The organism is Deinococcus apachensis DSM 19763 (assembly GCF_000381345.1).
GTDB lineage: Bacteria > Deinococcota > Deinococci > Deinococcales > Deinococcaceae > Deinococcus > Deinococcus apachensis.
This window is the reverse complement of sequence record NZ_KB906427.1, coordinates 1-21,224: the sequence shown is the minus strand read 5'-3', so window position 1 is coordinate 21,224 and position 21,224 is coordinate 1. Positions and strand designations below refer to the sequence as shown.

General features: G+C 68.6%; 21 protein-coding genes and 2 pseudogenes. 13 read left to right on the top strand and 10 right to left on the bottom strand.

Annotated features, from left to right (window positions below; all coding sequences use genetic code 11):
• Positions 1 to 186 (bottom strand): annotated as a pseudogene (locus F784_RS0121050) (hypothetical protein); the annotation flags it as partial.
• 70 nt (positions 187 to 256) lie between these two features.
• Positions 257 to 727: an Lrp/AsnC family transcriptional regulator gene (locus F784_RS0121045; protein WP_019588689.1), complete on the bottom strand. Its 471-nt coding sequence runs from the start codon at positions 725 to 727 to the stop codon at positions 257 to 259.
• A 162-nt stretch (positions 728 to 889) separates the two neighbouring features.
• Here F784_RS0121045 and ald point away from each other — a divergent pair, with 162 nt between their 5' ends.
• Together ald and F784_RS0121035 are read left to right on the top strand one after the other, a co-directional pair.
• Entirely contained in the window at positions 890 to 1,996 is a 1,107-nt protein-coding gene (gene ald / locus F784_RS0121040) for an alanine dehydrogenase (protein ID WP_019588688.1), read from the top strand.
• A gap of 288 nt (positions 1,997 to 2,284) precedes the next feature.
• On the top strand, positions 2,285 to 4,108 hold the full coding sequence (locus F784_RS0121035) for an ABC transporter ATP-binding protein (protein ID WP_019588687.1): 1,824 nt from the start codon (positions 2,285 to 2,287) through the stop codon (positions 4,106 to 4,108).
• On the opposite strand, the gene F784_RS24990 is transcribed toward F784_RS0121035, so the two are convergent.
• Positions 4,105 to 4,467, bottom strand: a complete 363-nt coding sequence (locus tag F784_RS24990; protein WP_019588686.1) for a Uma2 family endonuclease — start codon at positions 4,465 to 4,467, stop codon at positions 4,105 to 4,107. The two genes, F784_RS0121035 and F784_RS24990, sit on opposite strands and share 4 nt — an antisense overlap.
• 248 nt (positions 4,468 to 4,715) lie before the next feature.
• Here F784_RS24990 and F784_RS0121025 point away from each other — a divergent pair, with 248 nt between their 5' ends.
• Entirely contained in the window at positions 4,716 to 5,597 is an 882-nt protein-coding gene (locus tag F784_RS0121025) for an aldo/keto reductase (protein ID WP_157465426.1), read from the top strand.
• A gap of 178 nt (positions 5,598 to 5,775) precedes the next feature.
• Here F784_RS0121025 and murA read toward each other — a convergent pair whose 3' ends face one another.
• Positions 5,776 to 7,059 (bottom strand): UDP-N-acetylglucosamine 1-carboxyvinyltransferase, encoded by a 1,284-nt coding sequence (gene murA / locus F784_RS0121020; protein WP_019588684.1) that lies wholly within the window; start codon positions 7,057 to 7,059, stop codon positions 5,776 to 5,778.
• A gap of 292 nt (positions 7,060 to 7,351) precedes the next feature.
• Here murA and F784_RS0121015 point away from each other — a divergent pair, with 292 nt between their 5' ends.
• Positions 7,352 to 7,579, top strand: a complete 228-nt coding sequence (locus F784_RS0121015) for a hypothetical protein (protein ID WP_019588683.1) — start codon at positions 7,352 to 7,354, stop codon at positions 7,577 to 7,579.
• Between the two features lie 76 nt (positions 7,580 to 7,655).
• Here the strand turns inward: F784_RS0121015 and F784_RS0121010 are convergent, their stop codons facing one another.
• Positions 7,656 to 8,570 (bottom strand): C40 family peptidase, encoded by a 915-nt coding sequence (locus F784_RS0121010; protein ID WP_026332631.1) that lies wholly within the window; start codon positions 8,568 to 8,570, stop codon positions 7,656 to 7,658.
• 258 nt (positions 8,571 to 8,828) lie between these two features.
• On the opposite strand from F784_RS0121010, the gene F784_RS0121005 reads away from it, so the two are divergent.
• Both F784_RS0121005 and F784_RS26705 read left to right on the top strand, forming a co-directional pair.
• Entirely contained in the window at positions 8,829 to 10,130 is a 1,302-nt protein-coding gene (locus F784_RS0121005) for an MFS transporter (protein ID WP_019588681.1), read from the top strand.
• Positions 10,131 to 10,202: 72 nt separating this feature from the next.
• A complete protein-coding gene (locus tag F784_RS26705; protein WP_019588680.1) occupies positions 10,203 to 10,352 on the top strand; it encodes a hypothetical protein in 150 nt (49 codons plus the stop codon).
• 66 nt (positions 10,353 to 10,418) lie between these two features.
• Here the strand turns inward: F784_RS26705 and F784_RS0120995 are convergent, their stop codons facing one another.
• From F784_RS0120995 to F784_RS0120985, 3 genes are all read right to left on the bottom strand, one after another.
• The gene (locus tag F784_RS0120995) at positions 10,419 to 12,164 is read right to left on the bottom strand and encodes an SLC13 family permease (RefSeq protein ID WP_019588679.1); all 1,746 of its coding nucleotides are present in this window, start codon (positions 12,162 to 12,164) and stop codon (positions 10,419 to 10,421) included.
• 186 nt (positions 12,165 to 12,350) lie between these two features.
• Positions 12,351 to 13,433, bottom strand: a complete 1,083-nt coding sequence (locus F784_RS0120990) for a [LysW]-lysine hydrolase (protein WP_019588678.1) — start codon at positions 13,431 to 13,433, stop codon at positions 12,351 to 12,353.
• Positions 13,417 to 14,349 carry a hypothetical protein gene (locus tag F784_RS0120985; RefSeq protein ID WP_026332630.1) on the bottom strand — a complete coding sequence of 311 codons (933 nt, stop codon included), beginning with the start codon at positions 14,347 to 14,349 and terminating at the stop codon, positions 13,417 to 13,419. The genes F784_RS0120990 and F784_RS0120985 overlap by 17 nt, the downstream gene beginning before the upstream one ends.
• 102 nt (positions 14,350 to 14,451) lie before the next feature.
• Between F784_RS0120985 and F784_RS0120980 the strand changes: the two genes are divergently transcribed.
• Together F784_RS0120980 and F784_RS24155 are read left to right on the top strand one after the other, a co-directional pair.
• The gene (locus F784_RS0120980) at positions 14,452 to 14,733 is read left to right on the top strand and encodes a hypothetical protein (RefSeq protein WP_019588677.1); all 282 of its coding nucleotides are present in this window, start codon (positions 14,452 to 14,454) and stop codon (positions 14,731 to 14,733) included.
• A 75-nt stretch (positions 14,734 to 14,808) separates the two neighbouring features.
• Positions 14,809 to 15,051 carry a hypothetical protein gene (locus tag F784_RS24155; protein ID WP_019588676.1) on the top strand — a complete coding sequence of 81 codons (243 nt, stop codon included), beginning with the start codon at positions 14,809 to 14,811 and terminating at the stop codon, positions 15,049 to 15,051.
• A 3-nt stretch (positions 15,052 to 15,054) separates the two neighbouring features.
• On the opposite strand, the gene F784_RS24150 is transcribed toward F784_RS24155, so the two are convergent.
• A complete protein-coding gene (locus F784_RS24150; RefSeq protein WP_245557994.1) occupies positions 15,055 to 15,717 on the bottom strand; it encodes an ATP-binding protein in 663 nt (220 codons plus the stop codon).
• Positions 15,718 to 15,862: 145 nt separating this feature from the next.
• Here F784_RS24150 and F784_RS26465 point away from each other — a divergent pair, with 145 nt between their 5' ends.
• From F784_RS26465 to F784_RS0120955, 4 genes are all read left to right on the top strand, one after another.
• Positions 15,863 to 16,012: a hypothetical protein gene (locus F784_RS26465; protein WP_157465425.1), complete on the top strand. Its 150-nt coding sequence runs from the start codon at positions 15,863 to 15,865 to the stop codon at positions 16,010 to 16,012.
• A 418-nt stretch (positions 16,013 to 16,430) separates the two neighbouring features.
• Positions 16,431 to 17,252, top strand: a complete 822-nt coding sequence (locus F784_RS0120965) for an alpha/beta fold hydrolase (protein ID WP_019588674.1) — start codon at positions 16,431 to 16,433, stop codon at positions 17,250 to 17,252.
• A gap of 340 nt (positions 17,253 to 17,592) precedes the next feature.
• Positions 17,593 to 18,189, top strand: coding sequence for an alpha/beta fold hydrolase (locus F784_RS0120960; protein ID WP_019588673.1), 597 nt, complete (start codon positions 17,593 to 17,595; stop codon positions 18,187 to 18,189).
• 394 nt (positions 18,190 to 18,583) lie between these two features.
• Entirely contained in the window at positions 18,584 to 19,114 is a 531-nt protein-coding gene (locus tag F784_RS0120955; RefSeq protein ID WP_019588672.1) for a hypothetical protein, read from the top strand.
• An 8-nt stretch (positions 19,115 to 19,122) separates the two neighbouring features.
• Here F784_RS0120955 and F784_RS24145 read toward each other — a convergent pair whose 3' ends face one another.
• A complete protein-coding gene (locus tag F784_RS24145; RefSeq protein WP_169405725.1) occupies positions 19,123 to 20,394 on the bottom strand; it encodes an MFS transporter in 1,272 nt (423 codons plus the stop codon).
• Positions 20,395 to 20,672: 278 nt separating this feature from the next.
• Between F784_RS24145 and F784_RS25685 the strand changes: the two are divergent.
• Positions 20,673 to 21,224, top strand: a pseudogene (locus tag F784_RS25685) (IS5 family transposase); the annotation flags it as partial.

Here is a 21,224-nt window from a genome sequence, read left to right as displayed (position 1 = left end):
ATTGCCCACGGCCTGCCGGGTTTCATGACCGAGATGGTGCGTCAACTCGGCATCCAGAGCGCGTTCCAGGATCGCCTTGGTGAACTGCTGGATGAGGTCGCCGACGTCCGCAGCGGTACGACGGCCTTCGAGGGCAGCGTCGAGCAGCGCGGGGTCGAAGAGGGGCTTGTCCTTCGGTTTGGGCATACAGAGCTCCTTTCTTCAGGATGCTTTCTGCCAGCCCAACCCACAAACTTCTGCGCACGCTCCTTCCCCCTCATTCCAGCGGCAGGCTCGTCGTGTACTTCTCCTGCTTGACCACGATGGTGCTGGCCGTATTCCGCACGCCGGGGCTGGAGGCCAGCACGTCCACCAGGAAGTTCTGGTAGGCGTCGAGGTCGGGCACGCAGACCTTGAGCAGGTAGTCGGTGTCGCCCAGGCAGAGGTAGCACTCCAGCACCTCCGGTCGGGCACGCATATGCTCGGCGAAGGTCTCGAAGCCCTGCTTGGTCTGCTTGTCGAGCGTGACCCGCACCAGGACCATCAGGTCGCGGCCCACCTGCTTGGGGTCAAGCAGCGCCACGTAGCGGCTGATGATGCCCTCCTCCTCCAGCCGCCGCACCCGCCGCAGGGTGGGCGCGGGCGTCAGGCCGATCTCGTCGGCGAGTTCAGTGTTCGGGATGCGGGCGTCCCGCTGGAGGATGGCGAGGATGCGTCGGTCGGTGGCGTCCAGTTCGGGCTGTAACATAAACCTCACAAGAATAGCAGAACAGCGCAACAGGATTGCTCGGGTACGGGTGTTCCTACCCCCGCCCGGCAATCGCGGAAGGATCGAGTCCTGCTATCATTGCGCCACATCAACAGAAAGAGGCTGGCGGCAGATGCCCGCGCGGCCCGGCAGGAGTATGTAATGAAGATCGGACTTCCGAAGGAAATCAAGGTTAAGGAAAACCGCGTGGCACTGACGCCCGGTGGGGTAGGAACGCTGGTGCGTCGGGGACACACCGTTGTCGTGGAGGAAGGTGCGGGGTTGGGCAGCGGCATCAGCGACAGCGAGTACGTGACGGCGGGCGCCGTGATGGGCACGGCGGCAGACGCCTGGGCCGCCGAGATGGTGATGAAGGTCAAGGAGCCCATCGCCTCCGAGTACAAGTACCTGCGGGACGACCTGCTGCTCTTCACCTACCTCCACCTCGCCGCCGACCGACCCCTCACCGAGGCGCTGCTCGCGGCGGGTACCACCGCCGTCGCGTACGAGACGGTGCAGCTTGAGGACGGCAGCCTCCCCCTCCTGATGCCCATGTCGGAGGTCGCCGGGCGCCTGAGCGTGCAGGCGGGCGCGTACCACCTCCAGAAGCCGGTCGGCGGGCGCGGGGTGCTGCTGGGCGGCGTGCCCGGCGTGCAGGCGGGCCATGTGGTCATCATCGGCGGCGGCGTGGTGGGCACGAACGCCGCGAAGATGGCGATGGGGCTGGGGGCCAAGGTCACGGTGCTCGACGTGTCGCACCGCCGCCTGACCTACCTCGACGACGTGTTCTTCGGCAAACTCACCACCATGATGAGCAGCGAGGCGAACATCCGCGCCCTGCTGCCCGAGGCGGACCTGCTGATCGGCGCGGTGCTGATCCCCGGCGCCAAGGCCCCCCACCTCGTCACGCGCGACATGCTCCCCCTGATGCAGGAGGGCAGCGTCATCGTGGATGTGGCGGTGGACCAGGGCGGCTGCGTGGAAACGATCCACCCCACCACCCACGACGACCCGACTTACGTCGTGGACGGCGTGATCCATTATGGGGTGGCGAACATGCCGGGCGCCGTGCCGCGCACGAGCACCTTCGCGCTTACCAACCAGACCCTCCCCTACGCGCTGATGCTCGCCGACCACGGGACCGCGGCTCTGCACCGCAACCGCGCGCTGATGCTCGGCCTGAACACCCACGGGGGCAAGCTGACCTACCAGGGCGTCGCGGACGCCTTCGAGCTGCCCGCTGTAGAAGCGGCGGCTGTGCTGGCTTAGGCGCAAAGATCGGGCAGAGGGGCGGCGGGCCAGGAAAAGGGCCTGCCGCTCCCTTCTGTTTGGTGAGGGTTCCATACCCAGAGGCAGCAGGAGTTCCGTGATGGGCGGCCTGGGGGAAGATGCATAGACGTCAAGGCCGGTTGCCCTAAGCGGGGCGAAGCATCCCGCCCTGCTCAGCATGACAGCCTCTTACATTCGCGATCCATATCGTGTCGTGGGGCCTGACAGAAGTCCCTCCCCGCTGTTCGGCCAGTTCACACCCTCCGCGGGGCGGGCGTACTCTGATCCATGTTCTCGCGCCCCTCACGCCTGCCCTCCGTGGCCCGTGACCCGAATGCGCCCCGGGTGAAACGTGACCCCCGGCAGCTCCGGCGGCTGCTCGCCTACGCGCGGCCGTACCGGGGCCTGTTCGTGCTGGGGCTGCTCGCCACGCTGATCTCCAGCGGCCTGAACCTCGTCTTTCCACTGCTATTCGGGCGGTTGATCGACGCCTCTTTCCTGCGGGTGGGGAGCACGGACACCGGGCCGCTCGACCGGACGGTCCTTGCCCTGCTGGGCATCTTCGCGCTGTCGGCGCTGTTCGGGGCTGGGCAGTCGTACCTGCTCTCCACCGTCGGGTCAGGAGTGGTGGCCGACCTGCGCCGGGCTCTCTTCTCGCACCTGCTCTCGCTCTCGCCCCAGTTTTTCGGGGAACATAAGACCGGGGACCTGACCAGCCGCCTCACCTCGGACGTGAGCACGGTGCAGGCAGTGTCGAGCACGGCGCTGGCGCAACTGTTCAGCCAGGCGGTGGCGCTGACGGGCAGCGTCGTCCTGCTGTTCGTGACCAGCCCGCGCCTGAGCCTGCTGACCCTGGCCGTCATTCCGCTGGTAATTGGCACGGCCATCGTCCTGGGCCGCCGATTGCGCCGGGTGGCCCGCGAGTTGCAGGACACCATTGCCAGGGCCAACGCCGACGCGGCCGAGGCCTTGGGCGGCGTGCGGGTCGTGCAGAGCTTTACCGCCGAGAACCTCGAACGCGGGCGCTACGGCCAGGGCATGACCCGCGCCTTCGGGGTCGCCCTGCGCCGCAACCGCCTTCAGGCTGTGATGGCGGGGACCATGAGCTTCCTGACCTTCGGGTCGCTCGCGGTGGTGCTGTGGTACGGCGGGCGGCAGGTCATGGCGGGGAGCCTCACGCCGGGCAACCTCGTCACGTTCCTGATCTACGCGCTTCAGGTCGGTGGGACGGTGGCGGCGCTGACCGGCATCTTCAATCAGTTTCAGGAGGCGCTCGGCGCGTCGGGCCGCATCTTCGAGCTGCTGGACGAGCGGAGTGATCTGCCCGAGCCTGCCACGCCTCTCGGCCTGACCCGCGCCGAGGGCCGTGTCACCTTCGACCACGTCTCCTTCCAGTACGGGGACGTACCCACCCTGCGGGACGTGAGTTTCGATGTACCCGCTGGTCAGGTCGTCGCCCTGGTGGGGCCGAGCGGGGCGGGCAAAACGACGCTGGTGAACCTGATTCCCCGCTTCTGGGACGTGATGAGCGGATCGCTCCGGGTGGACGGGCAGGACGTGCGCGACTACGGGCTCGCGGACCTGCGCGCCCAGGTCGGCCTGGTGCCGCAGGAGACGCTGCTGTTTTCCGGCTCTATCGAGGAGAACATCCGCTACGGGCGCCCGGACGCCACGTTCGAGGAGGTGGAGGCCGCCGCCCGCGCAGCCAATGCCCACGCCTTCATCTCCGCCTTCCCGCAGGGATACGCCACCATCGTCGGCGAGCGCGGGGTGAAGCTCAGCGGCGGGCAGCGCCAGCGGGTCGCCATCGCCCGGGCCCTCCTCAAGGACCCCCGCATCCTGATCCTCGACGAGGCGACGAGTGCGCTCGACAATGAGTCGGAGGCCCTGGTGCAGGCTGCCCTGGAGACGCTGATGCAGGGCCGCACCACCTTCGTGATCGCGCACCGCCTCTCCACCATCCGGGGGGCCGACCGCATCCTCGTCCTGAATGCCGGGGAGGTCGTGGAGGACGGCACACACGCGGAGCTGATCGCGTCAGGCGGCCTGTACCGCGATCTGTACGAACTCCAGTTCCGCAAGGAGCAGGAGGAACGGGCGGAACTCGTCTAACGGTCGAGGATGCTCGCGTAAATGTCGTCCAGCGTAAGGGCGGTGGTCAGGCAGGGGATGGGGACAGTGCCTTCGCCGAATAGTTCCTGATCTGTCCAGCCGTCCTCGCCCAGCGCCACCACCCGCACGAGGCGCCGGGTGGGGTCCACGATCAGGTAGACCTGGAGACTGGGCAGGCTGGTGTCAGACAGCAGCTTGGTCGTCCGGTCCGTGTGGCCCGTGCTGGGGCTCAGGACCTCCACGAGCAGGCAAGGCGCACGGACATTCGTGGCCTCGTCCGTCATCGCCTCGCAGGTCACGACAACGTCGGGATAGAAGGAGGCCCGTTGCCTCGCCGTGGTGGTGGCGTACACGCGCATATCTGCGTGAGGACAATGCATCCACTCCCCCGGGAGCGCAGGAGAAGTGCCGCCCCAATGTTAAAGGTGACCCTCCCCTGACCCGTGCTCGCCCCCGCCTGCGCCAGTACCGGCCCATGCAGCGGATACATGTACCCGCCGAAGAATTCCCGCTTGACTGGACTCTCCGGCTCCGTCCGCAGGTCTTCCTCCTCGCTCATCTCCCAGAAGGTCGGCGCGGAGTCACTCAGGGCGGTATGGTGCGCCCCATGCAAGAGCGCGATTTCGGAACCACGGGGCTGAGGGTGAGCATTCTGGGCCTGGGAGCGGGACAGGTGGGCGCCGAGGCCCTGCCCGAGACGGAGGCCGAGCGGCTGCTCCACCGCACGCTCGACCTGGGCATCACCCTGATCGACACGGCACGCGGCTACGGCCTGAGCGAGGAACGGATCGGGCGCCACCTCGCCGGGCGCCGCGACGAGTTCGTGCTGAGCACCAAGGGCGGTTACAGCGTGGAGGACGCGGAGGACTGGACGCCCGGGAACATCCGCCTGGGCATCGAACGTGCTCTGCGTGTGATGCGGACGGACCGCATCGACATCTTCCACCTGCACTCCTGCCCGCTGGACACCCTGCGGCGCGAGGACCTGCTGGCCGAACTCGACCGGGCCCGGGACGCGGGCCTGATCCGGGTCGCGGCCTACAGCGGTGAGAACGAGGCTCTGGCGTGGGCTGCGGAGTCGGGCCGTTTCGGCAGCCTTCAGACGAGCGTAAACCTCACCGACCAGTGGAGCCTGCACCACGTTCTGCCTGGGGCGGCGGCAAGGGGACTGGGCGTGATCGCCAAGCGTCCCATCGCCAATGCGGCCTGGCAGTTCAGCGAGCGCCCGGTCGGCCAGTACGCTGAGGTGTACTGGGAGCGGTTGCAGGCGCTGCGCCTCGACCCCGGCGATCTGGACTGGAACGAGTTCGCCCTGCGCTTTTCCGCCTTCGCCCTGGGGGTGAGCAGCGCGATCGTGGGCACGGCGCGGGTGGAGAACCTGGAGCGGAACGCGGCCGTCGTGGAGAAAGGGCCGCTGCCCGTCGAGTTGCTGGAGCAGATTGAAACTGCCTGGAACGAGCATGGGCAGGAGTGGGGCGGGGAGGTTTAGGGCCAAAAGAATGGTGGCATGCTGAGCGCGAGCGAGGCACCTCATCCACAGGTGGAGAGGCTCTTCACTCGTGCTCAGGGTGACAATCTTTCTTTCCCCATGGCCTTAAATCCATCGCAGCCCGACAAAAAGAAAGCGCCCGCCTCCGTTCCCGGGGCGGGTGCCACTCTCCCTCCGCTCAGTCCATCGCGCTTGCCAGCACCGGCTGGGGCTGCCAGGCGTTCGCGCCGATGGAGCGCAGTCGCTCGGCCAGGCGCTCGTAGCCGCGGTTGAGGTACTGGACGCCGTCGATCACGGTCTCGCCCTCGGTCGTCAGGGCTGCGATGAAGAGGGCCGCCCCAGCGCGCAGGTCGGCGGCCTTGACGGGCGCGGCGTGCAGCGGGCCGCCCTGGATGACCTGGGTGTAGCCGCTCACGGTGATGTTGGCGCCCATGCGGTGCAGCTCCGCGACATGGGTGAGGCGGTCAGGGTACACCGGGTCCTGCACGACGCTCGCGCCGGGGACGGTGGCGAGCAGGGCGCTCATCTGGGGCTGCACGTCGGTGGGGAAGCCGGGGAAGCTCTGGGTGGTGACGTTGACGGGCTTCAGCGTGCGGTTCCGGGCGTCCACCAGCAGGCGCTCGCCCGATTCCAGGATGTCCACGCCCATCTCAGTGAGCTTGGCGCTGACGGCGCGCAGGTGGTCGGGGCGCACGTTCGTCAGGGTCAGACGGCTGCGGGTGGCGGCGGCGGCAATCATGAAGGTGCCTGCCTCGATGCGGTCGGGGATGATCCGGTACTCGCCCCCGCGCAGGGCCTTCACGCCGTGGATGGTGAGCGTGTTCGTGCCCGCCCCACGGATGTCGGCGCCCAGGCTGTTCAGGAAGTTGATCAGGTCCACCACGTCGGTGTCGATGCTGGCGTTTTCCAGCGTGACCACCCCGTCGCCCAGCACGGCGGCCAGGATGGCGTTCTGGGTGCCCCCGACGGTGAGCAGCTCGAACACGAAGGTGCCATTCAGGCTGCCCCCCCGGCGGGCGTCGAAGTTGCCGCCCTCCTCCTCGACCTGCACGCCCAGCGCCCGGAAGGCCTTGACATGCTGGTCGACGGGCCGGTAGCCGAAGGCGCAGCCGCCGGGCATGGAGACGGTCGCCTGGCCCGCGCGGGCGATCAGCGCGCCCATCATAATGAAGCTGGCGCGCATCTTGGAGACCAGGGCGTAGGGCGCGTCGGTGTTCAGGATCTCGGGCGTGTGCAGGGTGAGGCTGTTGGGGCCGACCCAGGCGTGGCGCGTGCCGATGTGATGCGCCAGATCCAGGATGGTGTACACGTCCGAGAGCCGGGGGACGCCATGCAGGGTGACGGGCTCGCTGCTCAGGAGGCTGGCGACGATGATCGGCAGGGCCGCGTTCTTGCTGGGCTGGATGACGATCTCGCCGGAAAGTTCCCGGCCTCCCTGGATGTGCAGCGGCGTCAGTTGCATGGTGGTCCTTTCGGGCTTGGAAGCGCCGGGGGCGGCGCGTTGAAAGTGGAAGTCTTTGGGCTCACCCGGCGGCGGCCGAGTGCATGTTACACATGTTGCTCACTCCACGTCTACGCCGACCTTACAGCTGGGCAGCAGCAGGAGGATGTACCTCCTGTAAAGCCCAGGTCACCCCATCCTCACGGGAGGGGAAGGTGAGTCATGTTGAGGGTACTCACGATGCATGCTACGCTGCCCCGCAGACCAGTCCGTGCCGCGTCAGGAAAGCCCGCCGCCAGAGAGGATACAGGGGATGCCGAAGAAGGAACGCAAACGCCTCCAGGTTGTCATCAGTGAGGAACAGGACGCACTGCTGACGCGCACCGCCTATGAACTCTCCAGCCCCGAGCGCCTGATCAGCAAGAGCGAGGTTGTCCGGCTCGCCATCGAGAAGATCGCCCGCGAACTCGGCGAGGGCGACCACTTGGACGAGTACCGTCACCTGCTGGACAACGAGGACGTGGCCGACGACGCGGGTTGAGGGCCTGAACACCCGAAAGAACGCGGCGCCCACCACGAGGTGAGGCGCCGCGTCTTTTTCGCTGAGGTTGCCGGGGTCAGTGCCCCGCCGCGTAAGTGGGGGTCGCGGGGGGCAAGACCCGCCGCGCGCCGAGCAGGCGGGGCGCCCAGTAGGTGTCAGTCAGCAGGTGGTCTACCGTGACCTGCCCCTTGTAGGAGTTGGCGTTCACGAACTCGTCGTCGCCCAGGTAGATGCCGACATGGGTCACCTCGCCGCGGCCTGCGGTATCGAAGAACACAAGGTCGCCGGGTTGCAGCTCAGTCAGGGCGACGGGCGCCCCGGACTGCGCCTGGTCGGCGCTGCGGCGCGGCAATTGTACTCCGAGTGGCGCGAAGACCTGCACGACGAAACCGCTGCAATCCAGCCCAGCGGGGCCGGAGCCGCCATAGGCGTAGGGCACGCCCAGCATTGCCAGGGCCGCATTCCGCCAGTCGCCCACGAGCGGGACACTGGGGGCGACTGGCTCGGGGGTGGGAAGCGGCTCGGCGGTCGCCACCAAGGGGGCAGGAACGGCCTGGGCCAGCACGGGCAGAGGAGCGGGGGCTCCCGGACCGGGCGCGGGAATACGCAGCACCTGCCCGACCTCCAGCCGGGTGTCCCTCGGCAGGCCGTTCAGCGCCAGCAGGCTGTCCACACTCACGTCAAAGCGGCGAGCCAGCAAGTACAGGGTGTCACCGCGTTGCGCGATGTAGGGGGGCACGTCCCGCACCCGCAGCACCTGTCCGGCGCGCAGTTCGGGCGTGGTCAGGCCGTTCAGGGCGAGCAGGGCATCCACCGTCAGCCCGTACGCGCGGGCCAGGCTGTAGGCCGTGTCGCCGGGCTTCACCGTCACAGTATCGCCGCTCGCGGCAGACGAAAGCCCAGTCGGCACGGGGCCCACTGGGCTGGGGGCTGTTCCGGCAGCCTGCGCGAGGGAGACGGCTCCCATCAGGATCAGGAGGCTCGGCAACATGGGGACACGGGAACATTGGGGCATGAGGGAGGACTCACAGGGCGCGAAAGACACTCGGAAAAGACCGCCGGGATGGGCAAGCACGGCGACCTGGAATGAGGGCCGGGCTAAGAAAATTGAAACAGGGGCACCGTAACATGCCTGCGTCACAGTTGCCAAGCCCCCACGCCCCTGGCGAGGATTTTTTCACACTCCAGCCGTGTTCCGCCGTGCGGGACGGGAAGCAGCCCGGCTGCCCCGCGCGCCTATGCTGGGCGAATGCTTGCCCGCGCCTCAGCGTGGCGGACGCGGACGTTTCGCGCGCTTCGCCACGTCCATTACCGCCGCTACTGGTTCTCGCAACTGCTGTCGCTGGTGGGCTCCTGGATGCAGTCCACCGCCCAGCAGTACCTGGTGCTGGAACTCTCGGGGGGCAGCTCGGCCGCCCTGGGCTACGTGACGGTGGCGCAGTTCCTCCCCAGCCTGCTGCTCTCGCTGTTCGCCGGGGCGGTGATCGACCGGGTGCCGCGGCGCCGGGTGCTGCTCGCCACCCAGGTCACGCTGATGCTGACCGCTGCGGCCCTGGCCGTGACCACGCACCTGGGCATCGTGACGCTGCCGCTGGTGATGGCGCTCGCCTTTGTCAGCGGCACCGCGAACGCCTTCGATATGCCCGCCCGGCAGAGCATGGTGGTGGACTTCGTGCCGCGCGGCGACGTGCCCAACGTGGTGGCGCTCAACAGCCTCTCCTTCAACGTAAGCCGCACCCTCGGCCAGGCGGTGTTCGGCCTGGTCGCCGCGCTGGGGGTGTCGCTGCTGGCGGGGGGCAACCCGGACAACCTCTCCCGGCTGGCCCTGCCGTTTTACCTGAACGTCGCCTCGTTTGTCGTTGTGCTCTTCGTGATTGCGACGTTGCCCTTTCCCCCGCGTGAGGGGGCCAGTCGGGGCACCGTCCTAGAGGACATCCGGGAGGGGTTGGCCTACGTCCGGCACACCCCGGCGGTCCGGAACGTGATGCTGCTGGTGGGGGCGTTGAGCCTCACGGTGATCAACTTCAACATCATCATCCCGTACTTCGCGCGGGTGGTCTTCGGGGCGCGGGAGGCGGCGTTCGGTACCCTGTCGGCCGCCTTCGGGCTGGGGGCGATGGCAGGGGCACTGTGGCAGGCGAGCAAACCCAACCCGCTGCGGAATCTGCGGGTCGGGGGCGTGCTCTTGATCGCCAGCACGGTGGCACTCGCCTTCACGCCGGGACCGGTGCTGGGTACGCCGGTGCTCGCCGCCTGCGGCTTCGGGATGCTGTCCCTGCTGGTCAGCGCGAACAGCACCGTGCAGCTCTCCATCCCCGACCACCTCAGAGGCCGGGTGATGAGCCTGTATTCCTTCGTGCTCGTGGGGATGGGGCCCCCCGGGGCGCTCATCGCCAGCACCCTGATCAGCAAGGAGGGGCCGCTGGGGCCGCGCTGGGGTCTGCTCGCCCTCGCGGCGCTGGGGAGCCTCTCCCTGCTCGCCCTGTGGATGCGGTTGCCGCGGGAGTTGCCCAAGCCGGTCCCACAGGGCCAGGGGCTTCCGGCGGACTGAGCCGGGCAGGAATCGGCCCTGTCTCAACCCCTGTAAGGAACGCGCGAGGGTGACGGCTGTTATGCTGCACGCATGAGTTCGGACCGCAGCCATGTTCTGACGACGTGGGCGCTGGTCGTGCTGGCCCTCGGCGCCGTGATCGGCATCGGAACGACCGCCGCCCTGCTCGCCCGCAAGGACCGCCCCCTCCCCGACGACCCGGACGCGCCGCTGTTCATCTAGGGATCAGCGATCAGCCGTCAGCGGTCAGACAGGAACGTTTCTTTCTGACCGCTGACGGCTGATCGCTCAGAACGGCCAGACCCGCGGAATCACCAGCATTGCCACCACGAAGGTCACCAGCGTCAGGCCGGTGCCCACCCGCACGAAGTCCAGGAAGCGGTAGCGGCCCGGCCCGTACACCAGCATGCAGGCGGGCTCCAGCGGGGTGATAAAGGAGTTGCTGGCCGCGACGGTGATGCCGATGACGAAGGGGCGGGGATCGTACCCCAGCGTCCCCGCGGTCCCGATGGCGAGGGGCAGCATGACGAGGGCAGCGGCCTGGTTGCTCATCGGTTGGGTGAGGGCGACCGTCACCGCGAAGAGGGCGGCGAGCAGCCCGTACGGCCCGAGAGGTTCGAGGACGCCGGAGATCGCGCCGGTGAGCACCTTTGCCGCCCCGGTGTCCTGGAAGGCGGTGCCGAAGGCGAGCATACAGGCGACGAGGACGATCACCGGCCACTCGACGGCGCGGTAAGCCTCGTCGGGCGAGACGAGGCGCAGGGCGAGGGCCAGGGCGACGGCGATCACGACCGCCACGCTGAGGGGCAGCAGGCCCAGGGCGCCCAGGACCACCGCGCCACCGAAGAGCAGCAGGGCCAGCGGGGCCTTCCGCAGGTCCCGCTGCTCCTCCGTCAGGTCACCCAACACGGTGAGGGAGTCGCCCAGCGCCACGATCCGCTCGGCGCTGCCCTGGATCATCAGCACGTCGCCGACCTGCACGCGCAGGCCCGCGAGGCGCTCAACGGTGCGGGCCCGGCGGTGCAGAGCGAGGACGGAGACACCATAACGCTCGCGGAAGCGCGCCTCGCGCAGGGTGCGTCCGGCGAGGGGGCTGCCCGGCAGCACGACCGCCTCGACCAGCCGCACTGGGGCGCCATCCCCCTCGACCTGGAGTTTCTGCTCGCTCTTGCTGAACACCCCCAGGGTGCTCTTGCCGGTCAGGATGCGGTCGTGCTGCCCCTCGACGGCGAGCGTGTCTCCCTCCTGCACCCGGAAGTCGGGGCCAGGGGCGTACACGGTGTCCCCTCCGCGCCGCACGGCGACGACAGTCAGGCCGTGGTCGCGGCCCAGGCCCGTCTCGCGCAGGGTCTGCCCATCAAGGGGGCTGCCGGGCGCCACCGTCAGGTCCGCGAGGTAGGCGCGCAGGGACTCCTCCAGCGCGGCGTCCTGGGCGGGGAGCAGGCGCGGGGCGACGAAGAAGAGGTAGAGCAGCCCCACCGCGGCGACGGGCAGGCCGACCCAGGCGAGTTCGAAAAAGCCCAGCGGCCTGAGGCCCGCCGCAGGCAGCGCCCCCGACACGACCAGATTGGTGGAGGTGCCGATCACCGTGATTGTGCCCCCCAGGATGCTGGCGTAGGCGAGCGGCATGAGCACCCGGCTGGGGGCGAGCCCCGCCCGCCGCGCCAGACCCGTGACCACCGGCAGGAACACGGCGGTCGTGGCCGCGTTGCTGGTAAAGGCGCTCACACCCGCGACGGTGCCGAGCATGCCCCGCACCATGCCCCCCACGTTGCGGGACCGCCGGGCGAGGCTCACGCCCAGCCACTCGATCACCCCCGCGCGCAGCAGCACCCGCGTCAGGATGAACAGGCTGGCGAGCGTGAGGGCGGTGTCGCTCCCGAAGCCCGCGAAGGCCTCCTTCGGGCTCAGGAGGCTTAGGCCGAGCAGCGAGCCCAGCAGCAGCAGCGCGGTCACGTCCACGGGCAACCACTCGGTGGCGAACAGGACCAGGGCGGTGACGAACAGGATCAGCAGGATGGTGACGGGGTCCATGGGTCTCCGGAGGGATGGGGCGTGGCGTGATGGGCCGGAAGGCCGTCCCGTCGGTGGGCGGCCCGGCCGGGGTTTTGTGGCGGATCACAGGGGCGAGGGCGGGGGCACCGGACCCCCCGCCCTCCTCCGGCTCCCACCCTATCCGCATCTGCCCGTACGGCAAGGGGGTTCAGCCTGAGGTTGTCCTCATGCTGGGTGGTCTCCCGCCAGCCGCGCCAGGGCCGAGGCCAGCACCCTCACCGCCCGGTCGTACTCCGCCAGGTCGAGGTGCTCATTCGGTGTGTGGTCCAGGGCGCTGTCCCCCGGGCCGTAGGCGACGGTGGGCACCGGCCAGCGTTCGGCGACCACGTTCATGTCGCTGGTGCCGGTCTTGACCTTGAAGACCGGGCGGCCCCCCTGCTCGCGGATGGCGACCCGCAGGGCGCGGGTGAGCGCGTTGTCCCTGGGATGACGGACCGCCACCTCGTGCCCGCCGAAGGTGAGGGTGGCGGGCAGATCCGCGAGCAGGTCGAGGAGTTCCGCCTCCGCCTGAGCGGGGGTCAACTGCGGCGGCAAGCGCAGGCCGAAGGTCCCCTCGGCAACCTGCATCAGGCCGTCCGTGCCCGACGAGAGGTGCTGAATGGTCGCCTGCACGGTCCCGAAGATGCCCTCCCCCGCCGTGCCCGCCGCCCACTCCCGTACCCGGAACCACGCCTCCGCGAGGTCGTCCGCGGCACTCGTGCCCTCCCCCGCCGTGTGGAAGTTGTCCTTCCCCACCCGCACCCGGACCACCAGGCGGCCCTTGTACCCCAGCGTCAGCCCCTCCCAACCGCTCGGCTCGCCGATCAGGACGAGGGCGGGGCTGTACTGCCGCATGACGTGCCGCGCGCCCCGGCTGCTGGGGGCCTCCTCCTCGGTCGCGCCAACACAGATGAAGCGTGCCCCCGCCAGCGCCGTCTCCGGCAGGGCCGCCACCGCCGCCACGAACGCGCAGAAACTCCCCTTGGCGTCCACGCTGCCGCGCCCGTGGAGCACGTCCCCCTCCACCCGCACCGGGATGTCCCCCGGCACCGTGTCGATGTGGCCCAGCAGCATGACCGTCAGGGGACCGTGGCCGCGCTCGCCCACCGCGTTGCCCGCGTCGTCCACGTGCGCGCGGAAGCCGCGCTCCATCATCCACTCCACCAGAAAGCGGGCGACCGGCCCCTCCTCCCCGGAGACAGAGGGAATGGCGACCGCCTGCCGGACGAGTTCGCGGGCCTCCCCCTTCAGCTCAGGGGCCGCGCCCATCGACCTTCGCGCCCTCCGCGACGGCGCGGGCGAGCGCCACGATCAGGCGGGTCACGTCCGCGAAGGCGAGGAGCGCGATGCAGCTCACGCCCCCGGCGATCAGGGTCCACATGCCGTTCAGGAGCGCCCCATCCAGAAACTGGAACACGGCCAGCCCGACCGCCGCCAACCCCAGCACGGCCGCGAGGAGTTGCAGGCGGCTGACCAGACCACTGACCACATTCGCCCGCTCCGCCAGCGTGGGGGGGAGAGCCCTGGGTTTCGGGGCGGGGGCCGCCGGGGCAGGCGTGGGGGAAGGCACCTCCGACGGGGTTCTGGGCTCCGGCTTCTTCTCGACGGGTGCCTCGGAAACGGTGACCGGGGGCGGGGTGGCCGCGATGACGCGGACCTCCCGCACCTTCTCCTGACGCTCGGGGGCGGGCCGGGGCTCCGGGCTCCGGGCGGTTCCCTCGCGGCTGGGGGACTGGTCCTCCCGAACCGGGCTCGCCACGGGAGCAGCGTCACGCGGCGCCCCACCGGACGGGCCGGGGGCGGGCTTGGGCGACGCGGCCGACTTGGAGGCGCTGCCGAAGGTCTTCGGCCCTCCGGGGGTGGGCAGCGGCGCGGCGGGCAGATTTTTGGCGCGGGCGGTGGCGTCGCGGACTCCCGCGAAAAAGGCCTGTACCCGTCCCGGGTCAAAGCCCAGCAGGCTCGCGGTCAGGGCCGTGCCAGCCGGGGTCTCCACCCGCAGCAGCCCGGCCTGGTCGCTGTGAATGCGGGTGAGATCGCGCAGGGTTACCCGGCGGGTTCCCTGCTCGTCCTGATACACCAGCATGCCTTCGAGCAGGGCGAAAAAGGCCCCCTCGCGCTCCAGGGTGGCCGTGGGCGTCCCCTCGATTCCCAGACCCTTCAGGGCCGACAGTACGCGGTCACTCATCGCTTGATTCTCCTCACTGTGCGGCAGCATAGCGGGTGGGAATGAAGGGCCGCGCAAGCCAGGGCTCACGCGCGGCGGCCGGGCGGGGGAACACACTGGTTCATGACGGACTCGGACAACCGGTACGGCGACGCCCCCCTGGGCCGTAGCGTGGAGGAGGTCGAGCAGGACGGTGGCAACCGGGTCAACTCCCCGGTCCCCGGCGAGCAGGTGCGCGACGACGACATGCTCGCCGGGGTCCCGGTGCCCCCAGTCCTGAGCGGCCCCGCGGGCACCGGCATGATCCCCGCCGTCACGGACGGGAGCCGAGTCACTGACCGCAGCGGCGACGCGGAGGGCGGCAGCGCCCGCGAGAACCGCGACAGCAGCGAGGAAAACGGGTAGCTCCTCCCGGAGGTCATGAAGGTCCGGGTAAGCCGCGCCTCACGTCGTCCCCCCCCCCCGGGCACAGACTGGGCCATGACGGACCCTGACAACCGCTACGGGGACACGCCGCTGGGCCGCAGCGTCGAGGAGGTCGAACAAGAGGGCGGCAACTTGGAGAACTCGCCGGTAACGGGCGAGGACTTGCGTGGCGGCGAGGGGGACCACAAGGTCGCCCTTCCCTCCGTCGCCAACGCCAACGCCAGCGTGGTACCCGCCGTGCTCGACCCCGAGGGTATGCGCGAGGAGGAGGGCGGCGGCACGGACCGGCAGCGATGATTCTCAGCCCAGGTCGCGCGGGCGGTAGGTGACGGCCTCCGCGAGGTGGGCTTCCCGGATATCGGCGCTCCCCGCCAGGTCGGCAACCGTGCGGGCGACGCGCAGCACACGGTCGAAACCGCGCCCGGTCAGGCCCAGTTGCCGGGCGGCGGAGCGCAGGAAGGCGTCCGGCCCGGGAGCGAGCGGCGCGTGACGGCGCAGCGACTGCCCGACGAGGTCGCTGTTCCGCAGGCCCTGCCGCGCCAGCATCACCTCGCGGGCACGCACGACCCGTTCGCGGACCCGGGAGCTGCCCTCGGACTCCGGCGCGCGGGTCAGCTCGTCCACGGTGAGGCGCGGGACGCGGGAGATGAGGTCGATCCGGTCGAGCAGTGGCCCGCTGAGGCGCCCGGCGTAGCGGGTCCGCTCGGTGGGCGTGCAGGTGCAGGGTTTCTCGGGGTCGCCGTGGTGGCCGCAGGGGCAGGGGTTCATCGCGCCGATGAGCTGGAAGCGCGCGGGATAGCTCACCGTGGCGCGGGCACGGCTGATCGTCACGTGCCCATCCTCCAGGGGCTGCCGTAATGTCTCCAACGCTTTGCGGGAAAACTCGGGAAACTCGTCGAGGTTTAGAGTCCCAGTTAAGCAACACTCTCCAGGAGTGTGCCCATGCCGAATACCCCGCTGCACCCCTCCCCTTTCCCAGTCACGGTTTGCTGGAGCAAGCACACCGAGACCTACGACACGGCGGAGGCGCTAGGCCACCGCCTAGCACTACATAAACACAGATTTTGGCGATGCGGACGGCTTCTGTACGTGTCTGGCACGCTGAAGCATGACCGCTCTTCAGGACAACGTGCTGCTCCTCCGGCGCTTCCTACGTCCCTTCCAGCGGGTCCTGGGCCATGCTCAGCGGCGCAAGTGGTGCCCACTGTATCTGCGCGGCTTGATGGCCCCCTCGAACGCAAGAGCCTGCAACCCCTAGCGGAAGATGTTGCTCCTGGTGAGTACGCCCAACTCCATATTCAGGTGCAAGACCTGAGTTATTCGGATCTGGAATACGGTTCGTTGCGGCAGGAATTGGCTTTCTGGTGCCGGTCGAACCCAGGATGGGGAACGGCAAGATCGGCTTGTCAACGTGCAGGACGGCGCGCGACCCGTTGTTCGTCATGGTGGATTCGCGTCCTTGCACGCGGACCCACAGGAGGCAGACGAATGAAGTTGTCCACCGGAGGGCTGTCAAGACGTCAAAGGGGTGGGGCTCGAGGCCGGACCCCGCTCGCCCCAGGCCTCCAAGCTTAAAGGCCGCCGCAGCACAAGTGCAGAGCGGGCGGTTTTGACGCCGCGCAATGGTTCGATCAGGAAGCTTGGTGGTCCGCAATCTCCATTCAAGGAGGCAGAGGATGAGCACCATCACCACCGCCGACGGCACGCGAATCTACTACAAAGACTGGGGCGCCGGGCCGCCGGTGGTGTTCAGCCACGGATGGCCGCTCAGCGCCGATGCTTGGGACGCTCAGATGATGTTCCTGGGTCAGCTGGGCTACCGCGTCATCGCACACGACCGACGCGGTCACGGCCGCTCAGACCAGACCTGGGACGGCAACGACCTGGACACGTACGCCGATGACCTCGCCGCCCTGATGAACGCGCTCAACCTGGAGGGGGCGGTGCTGGTGGGGCATTCCACGGGCGGCGGTGAAGTCACCCGGTACATCGGCCGGCACGGTACCGCCCGCCTCGCCAAAGCCGTGCTGGTGAGCGCCATCCCACCCCTGATGCTCAAGACCGCGAACAACCCGGAAGGCATGCCTATCGAGGCTTTCGACGCGCTTCGTACGGCCACCTTCGACAACCGCGCCCAGTTCTTCCGCGACCTGTCCCTGCCGTTCTACGGCTACAACCGGGACGGGGCGCACATTTCCGAGGGGGTGCGCGATTCCTTCTGGCAGCAGGGCATGCAAGCCAGCATCAAAGGCGCGTACGACTGCATCAAGGCCTTCTCGGAAACGGACCTCACCGAGGACCTCAAGAAAATGAACGTGCCGACCTTGATCGTGCACGGCGACGACGACCAGATCGTGCCCATCCAGGCCGCGGCGTTGAAGTCAAGCAGGATCGCGCCGCAAGCGCGGCTGGAGGTGTACAGGGGCGCGCCACACGGCCTGCCGACCACCCTTCAGGATCGCCTCAACGCCGACCTGCTGGCCTTCATCCGGGAGTAGCCAGGAGGGCGCCCTGGACCGTCATGACACCCTCAGTCCTCTCAATCACCTCCCAGGAGCAGCCATGAACTCCAAGGAAGCGCCCATCACACGCCGCCGTATGTTGCAAGTTTCGGGTGCCACCGTGGCCGTTGGATTGATGGGGACATCGGCTCAGTGCAAGGCCAGCGGCCTGCATGGGCCAGAACGGGAGCGCCTCATGGCCAACAATCAGTCCACCCCGAAACCCACATCGTGCTGGTTCACGGGGCGTTCGCCGACGCGTCCGGCTTCAACGACATCATGAGCACGCTGTACGCGCTCGGCTACCCGGTGGTCGCCCCCCAACCCGCTGCGCGGCGTGAAGGCCGACACGGACTACCTCGCCAGGACGCTCGCGAGCCTCAAGGGGCCGCTCGTGCTGGTCGGCCACTCGTACGGGGGCATGGTCATCACCGGCGCAGCTGAAGGGAACGCGAACGTGAAGGGCCTGGTGTTCATCGCCGGGTTCGCCCCGGAAGCAGGCGAGACCGCCGCGGCGCTGTCCACGAAATTCCCCGGCAGCACGCTCACGCCGACCCTGGCGCCGCCCGTGGCGCTGAGTGACGGAACGACGGACCTGTACATTCAGATGGACAAGTACCACGCGCAGTTCTGCGCGGACCTGCCCGAACCGGTGGCGCGGAACATGGCCGCCACCCAACGCCCCGCGACCAACCTCGCGTTCAGCGAAACCGTCCGCAGCGCCACCTGGAGGACGATCCCGTCATGGTTCGTGTGGGGTGAACTGGACAAGAACATCCCGGCGGCCTCCCACCGCTTCATGGCTGAGCGGGCGAAGGCCCGTGAGGCCCTCGAAGTGAAAGGCGCGTCGCATGTGGTGTTCATGTCCCATGCCGACACCGTGGCCAACCTAATCGTGAGGGCGGCGACCAAGAGTGTGGAGGCGCGGGTTTAAGGCTGCACCTGAACCAACACCTTGTGGGCCGCTCGTGTTGCACGTCCGGGCGGCTGACGGCTCGGCACTCAACGCGCTCGACGCCGACGACAGGAAGAGGGGGCATGTTCCGCCTGCGGGCACGTGATCCACTTCCCGGATGCGGATGACCGTGTTCACGCGTGCTTCGACCACATCCGCGCAACCTTCTGACGCTCCCGCTGCAACGAAGTCGACGGTCTCCCGTTATGGTGGAAGCATGCTCCCCGCCAGCGCCGACGAGCTCGTCGTGGTTTCACCTCACGCAGCGCGACGACTGCTCGATCCCATGATCCGCGCGAGCCTCGTGCCGTTCCTTGGAGCCGATCGAACCGCACAGGAAGCCGCTCGTGAGGTCGGAGTGCCACTGACCACCATGACGTCACGCATCCGGCAGTTCGTCCAGTTCGGTCTGCTCACCCGGGTGGGTGAGCAGACGCGGCGGGGTCGCCCGATGCTGCTCTACCGGGCGCCCGGGTCACTGTTCATTCCCTTCGACGTCACGCCGCTGGAGTCCGATCGGCAGCTCGGCGACGTGCTCTTCGAGGGCGCGCAACGTCGCCTGTCGCGTAGCATCGGCACGGCATGGGTCGAGGCGGCTGAGCGGCGTGGTCGGCCCCTGGGCCTCCACGTCTACCGCCAGCCGGGAGGGCACGTGGCGGAGAACGTCGAGCCACGCCCAGCCCCCGGGGAGGAGGACAACGCGTTCTTCATGGACCTTCTCTCCGATGAGCAGCCCGCCGTGTGGGACTCCTGGGGCGTGCTGCACCTCGACCACGCGCAGGCCAAGGCATTGCAGCGCGAGCTGTTCGAACTGCGGCAGCGCTACGCGGGCGGCGGGCAGGGCACCACCCGCTCCCCGCATCTGCTGCGCCTCGCCGTCGCGCCGCTCCACGAGGACGAGTAGGAGGACCGTCAGCCTGGCAAGCTCTCCTGCCCATCCCGTGGCGCGTCTGCAGAAGGAACGTTGAGGACGCGTCGCCGCAGCGCGACAATCACACCCGAGGTGAGCAGCGTCACGGCGTGCACCGAGATGACCGGCAGGATCGCGTCCGGTGTCCGCGCAGCGTTTGCGAGGCCCGTGCCCGCCAGGACGCTCAGCGCGGACACCTGCGCGGACACCCCGAACGCCTGACCGCGCCGCTCGTCCACAGTGACACGCTGCATCAGGGTCGTCCAACCCACACCGCCAGCGCTCGCGGGCAGCCCGGCGAGGATCATCAGCAGCGTCGCGGGCCACACACCGGACAGCACCAGCGGGGACGCGAAGATCAACGCGTCGATCACGCCGAGTCCCAGCGCTCCACTCGCCGCGAGCGTCACGGGCGACCAGCGTCCCGCGAGGGGCGTCATCACCACCGCGCCGATCAGACCTCCCACCGCCTGAGCGCTGATGATCAGCCCGTACGCGCCCGCGTCGCCTCGCAGGACGCTCACGACAAACGGGGCGAGCAGCACCGCGAACAAACCCTCCCCCACTCCGCCGAGGGCGGTGGTGAGCAGCAGCAGTCGCAACGCCGGGACTTCCCGCGCCAGACGCAGGCCGTCACGGGACACGTTCACGAGCGCCTGCCCAGCCTGCCGGACCACCTTGAGATTTATGCGGACGGCCCCGCGGGTGGAACGGGCCGGGACGAGCGGCCACAGCAGGGCAGCAGCGACGACATAGGACGCGACGTCGAGCAGCACGACGGCGGAAAGACCCGCGCGCGCGAGCACGAGGCCCCCCAGGGCCGGACCGAGCAGCCGCGCGATGTTGTTGTTGAGAGCGTTCAGGGCGTTGGCACGGGGCAGTCGCGTGGGCGGCACGAGGGTGGGCAGCAGGGCGTTCTCGGCCGGGCCGAGTGGCAGGGTCACGAGGGTCTCAAGGACGCAGACGAGCACCACCGGCCACATCGAGCTGGGTGCGGCGAGCAGGAGCGGCAAGACGCTCGCGGCGGCGAGCAGGTTGAGCCGAGTCATCAACGCAACGCGGTCGACGCGGTCCGCGAGGGCGCCCGCGAGCGAGCCGAGCAGCACGTGCGGCACGACGGACGCAAGGAACATCAGGCTCGAGGCGAGCACCGAGCCGGTGGCGAGGTACACATACGCGGGAAGGGCTGCGGCGAGCATCCAGTTGCCGGTCATGCTGATCAGCCCGGCCCACCAGACTCTCGCGAACGGCCCGTGAAGCAACGAGATTGACATGCCCGAGTGTGAAGTGCGCCCTACGACGAGATGAACGTCATCCTCGTCGTAGCTACAGCGGACACCACTGGCGCCGCCGAGCATGGCCCAGGACCCGCTGGAAAGGACGCAGGAAGCGCCGAAGGGGCAGAGCCTTGTCCTGAGGGGCGGGCATGCTCCAGCCTGCCAGACACGTACAGAGGCCGTTCACAACGCCAGAATCCGTATTTAAGTAGTGCTAGAGATCATCCGGAAAATGGTTACGGTGGAGTGGCCCGGAGGGCTAGCAACCTGAGGGAATGCGGTTGACGGACGAGCAATGGGCCATCCTCGCTCCCCTGCTGCCCCCTCCCAAGAAGCAGACCCGCGGCGGGATGACAAAGAGCTGCTGGAAGGCATGCTGTGGGTGCTGCGTACGGGGGCGCAGTGGCAGGCTCTGCCGCAACCCAACTATCCCCCCAAGTCCACGTGCTTCGAGCGGTTTCAAGAATGGAACGAGCGTGGCGTGTTCCCGAACGTCCTGCGACAGCTCTACGAGCTGTTGGAGGACCATGGACTCCTCGACCTGCGGGAAGCGTTTATTGATGGCACCTTCAGTGCCGCCAAAAAGGGGGCGCGGAGGTCGGCCCCACAAAGAAGGGCAAAGGCACCAAGATCATGATCATCGTGGACGCGAGTGGCGTGCCGCTCGCGGTCCACACCAGCAGCGCCAGTCCTGCCGAGGTGACTCTGGTCCATGACCCGCTGGAAGCGTCGTTCGGTCTGGACTGTCCACGGCGGCTGATCGGGGACAAAGCCTACGACAGTGACCCTTTGGATGCCGAGTTGGCAGCGCTTGGGGTAGAAATGAT

Coding starts and splice junctions, on each gene's coding strand:
- F784_RS0120980 (WP_019588677.1), top strand. CDS start 14,452: ATGACGGACTCGGACAACCGGTACGGCGACGCCCCCCTGGGCCGTAGC.
- F784_RS0120990 (WP_019588678.1), bottom strand. CDS start 13,433: ATGGGCGCGGCCCCTGAGCTGAAGGGGGAGGCCCGCGAACTCGTCCGG.
- F784_RS0121045 (WP_019588689.1), bottom strand. CDS start 727: ATGTTACAGCCCGAACTGGACGCCACCGACCGACGCATCCTCGCCATC.
- F784_RS0120965 (WP_019588674.1), top strand. CDS start 16,431: ATGAGCACCATCACCACCGCCGACGGCACGCGAATCTACTACAAAGAC.
- F784_RS24990 (WP_019588686.1), bottom strand. CDS start 4,467: ATGCGCGTGTACGCCACCACCACGGCGAGGCAACGGGCCTCCTTCTAT.
- F784_RS0121010 (WP_026332631.1), bottom strand. CDS start 8,570: ATGTTGCCGAGCCTCCTGATCCTGATGGGAGCCGTCTCCCTCGCGCAG.
- murA (WP_019588684.1), bottom strand. CDS start 7,059: ATGCAACTGACGCCGCTGCACATCCAGGGAGGCCGGGAACTTTCCGGC.
- F784_RS24155 (WP_019588676.1), top strand. CDS start 14,809: ATGACGGACCCTGACAACCGCTACGGGGACACGCCGCTGGGCCGCAGC.
- F784_RS0121035 (WP_019588687.1), top strand. CDS start 2,285: ATGTTCTCGCGCCCCTCACGCCTGCCCTCCGTGGCCCGTGACCCGAAT.
- F784_RS0120985 (WP_026332630.1), bottom strand. CDS start 14,349: ATGAGTGACCGCGTACTGTCGGCCCTGAAGGGTCTGGGAATCGAGGGG.
- F784_RS0121025 (WP_157465426.1), top strand. CDS start 4,716: ATGCAAGAGCGCGATTTCGGAACCACGGGGCTGAGGGTGAGCATTCTG.
- ald (WP_019588688.1), top strand. CDS start 890: ATGAAGATCGGACTTCCGAAGGAAATCAAGGTTAAGGAAAACCGCGTG.
- F784_RS26465 (WP_157465425.1), top strand. CDS start 15,863: ATGACCGCTCTTCAGGACAACGTGCTGCTCCTCCGGCGCTTCCTACGT.
- F784_RS24145 (WP_169405725.1), bottom strand. CDS start 20,394: ATGTCAATCTCGTTGCTTCACGGGCCGTTCGCGAGAGTCTGGTGGGCC.
- F784_RS0120995 (WP_019588679.1), bottom strand. CDS start 12,164: ATGGACCCCGTCACCATCCTGCTGATCCTGTTCGTCACCGCCCTGGTC.
- F784_RS26705 (WP_019588680.1), top strand. CDS start 10,203: ATGAGTTCGGACCGCAGCCATGTTCTGACGACGTGGGCGCTGGTCGTG.
- F784_RS0121015 (WP_019588683.1), top strand. CDS start 7,352: ATGCCGAAGAAGGAACGCAAACGCCTCCAGGTTGTCATCAGTGAGGAA.
- F784_RS0121005 (WP_019588681.1), top strand. CDS start 8,829: ATGCTTGCCCGCGCCTCAGCGTGGCGGACGCGGACGTTTCGCGCGCTT.
- F784_RS0120955 (WP_019588672.1), top strand. CDS start 18,584: ATGACGTCACGCATCCGGCAGTTCGTCCAGTTCGGTCTGCTCACCCGG.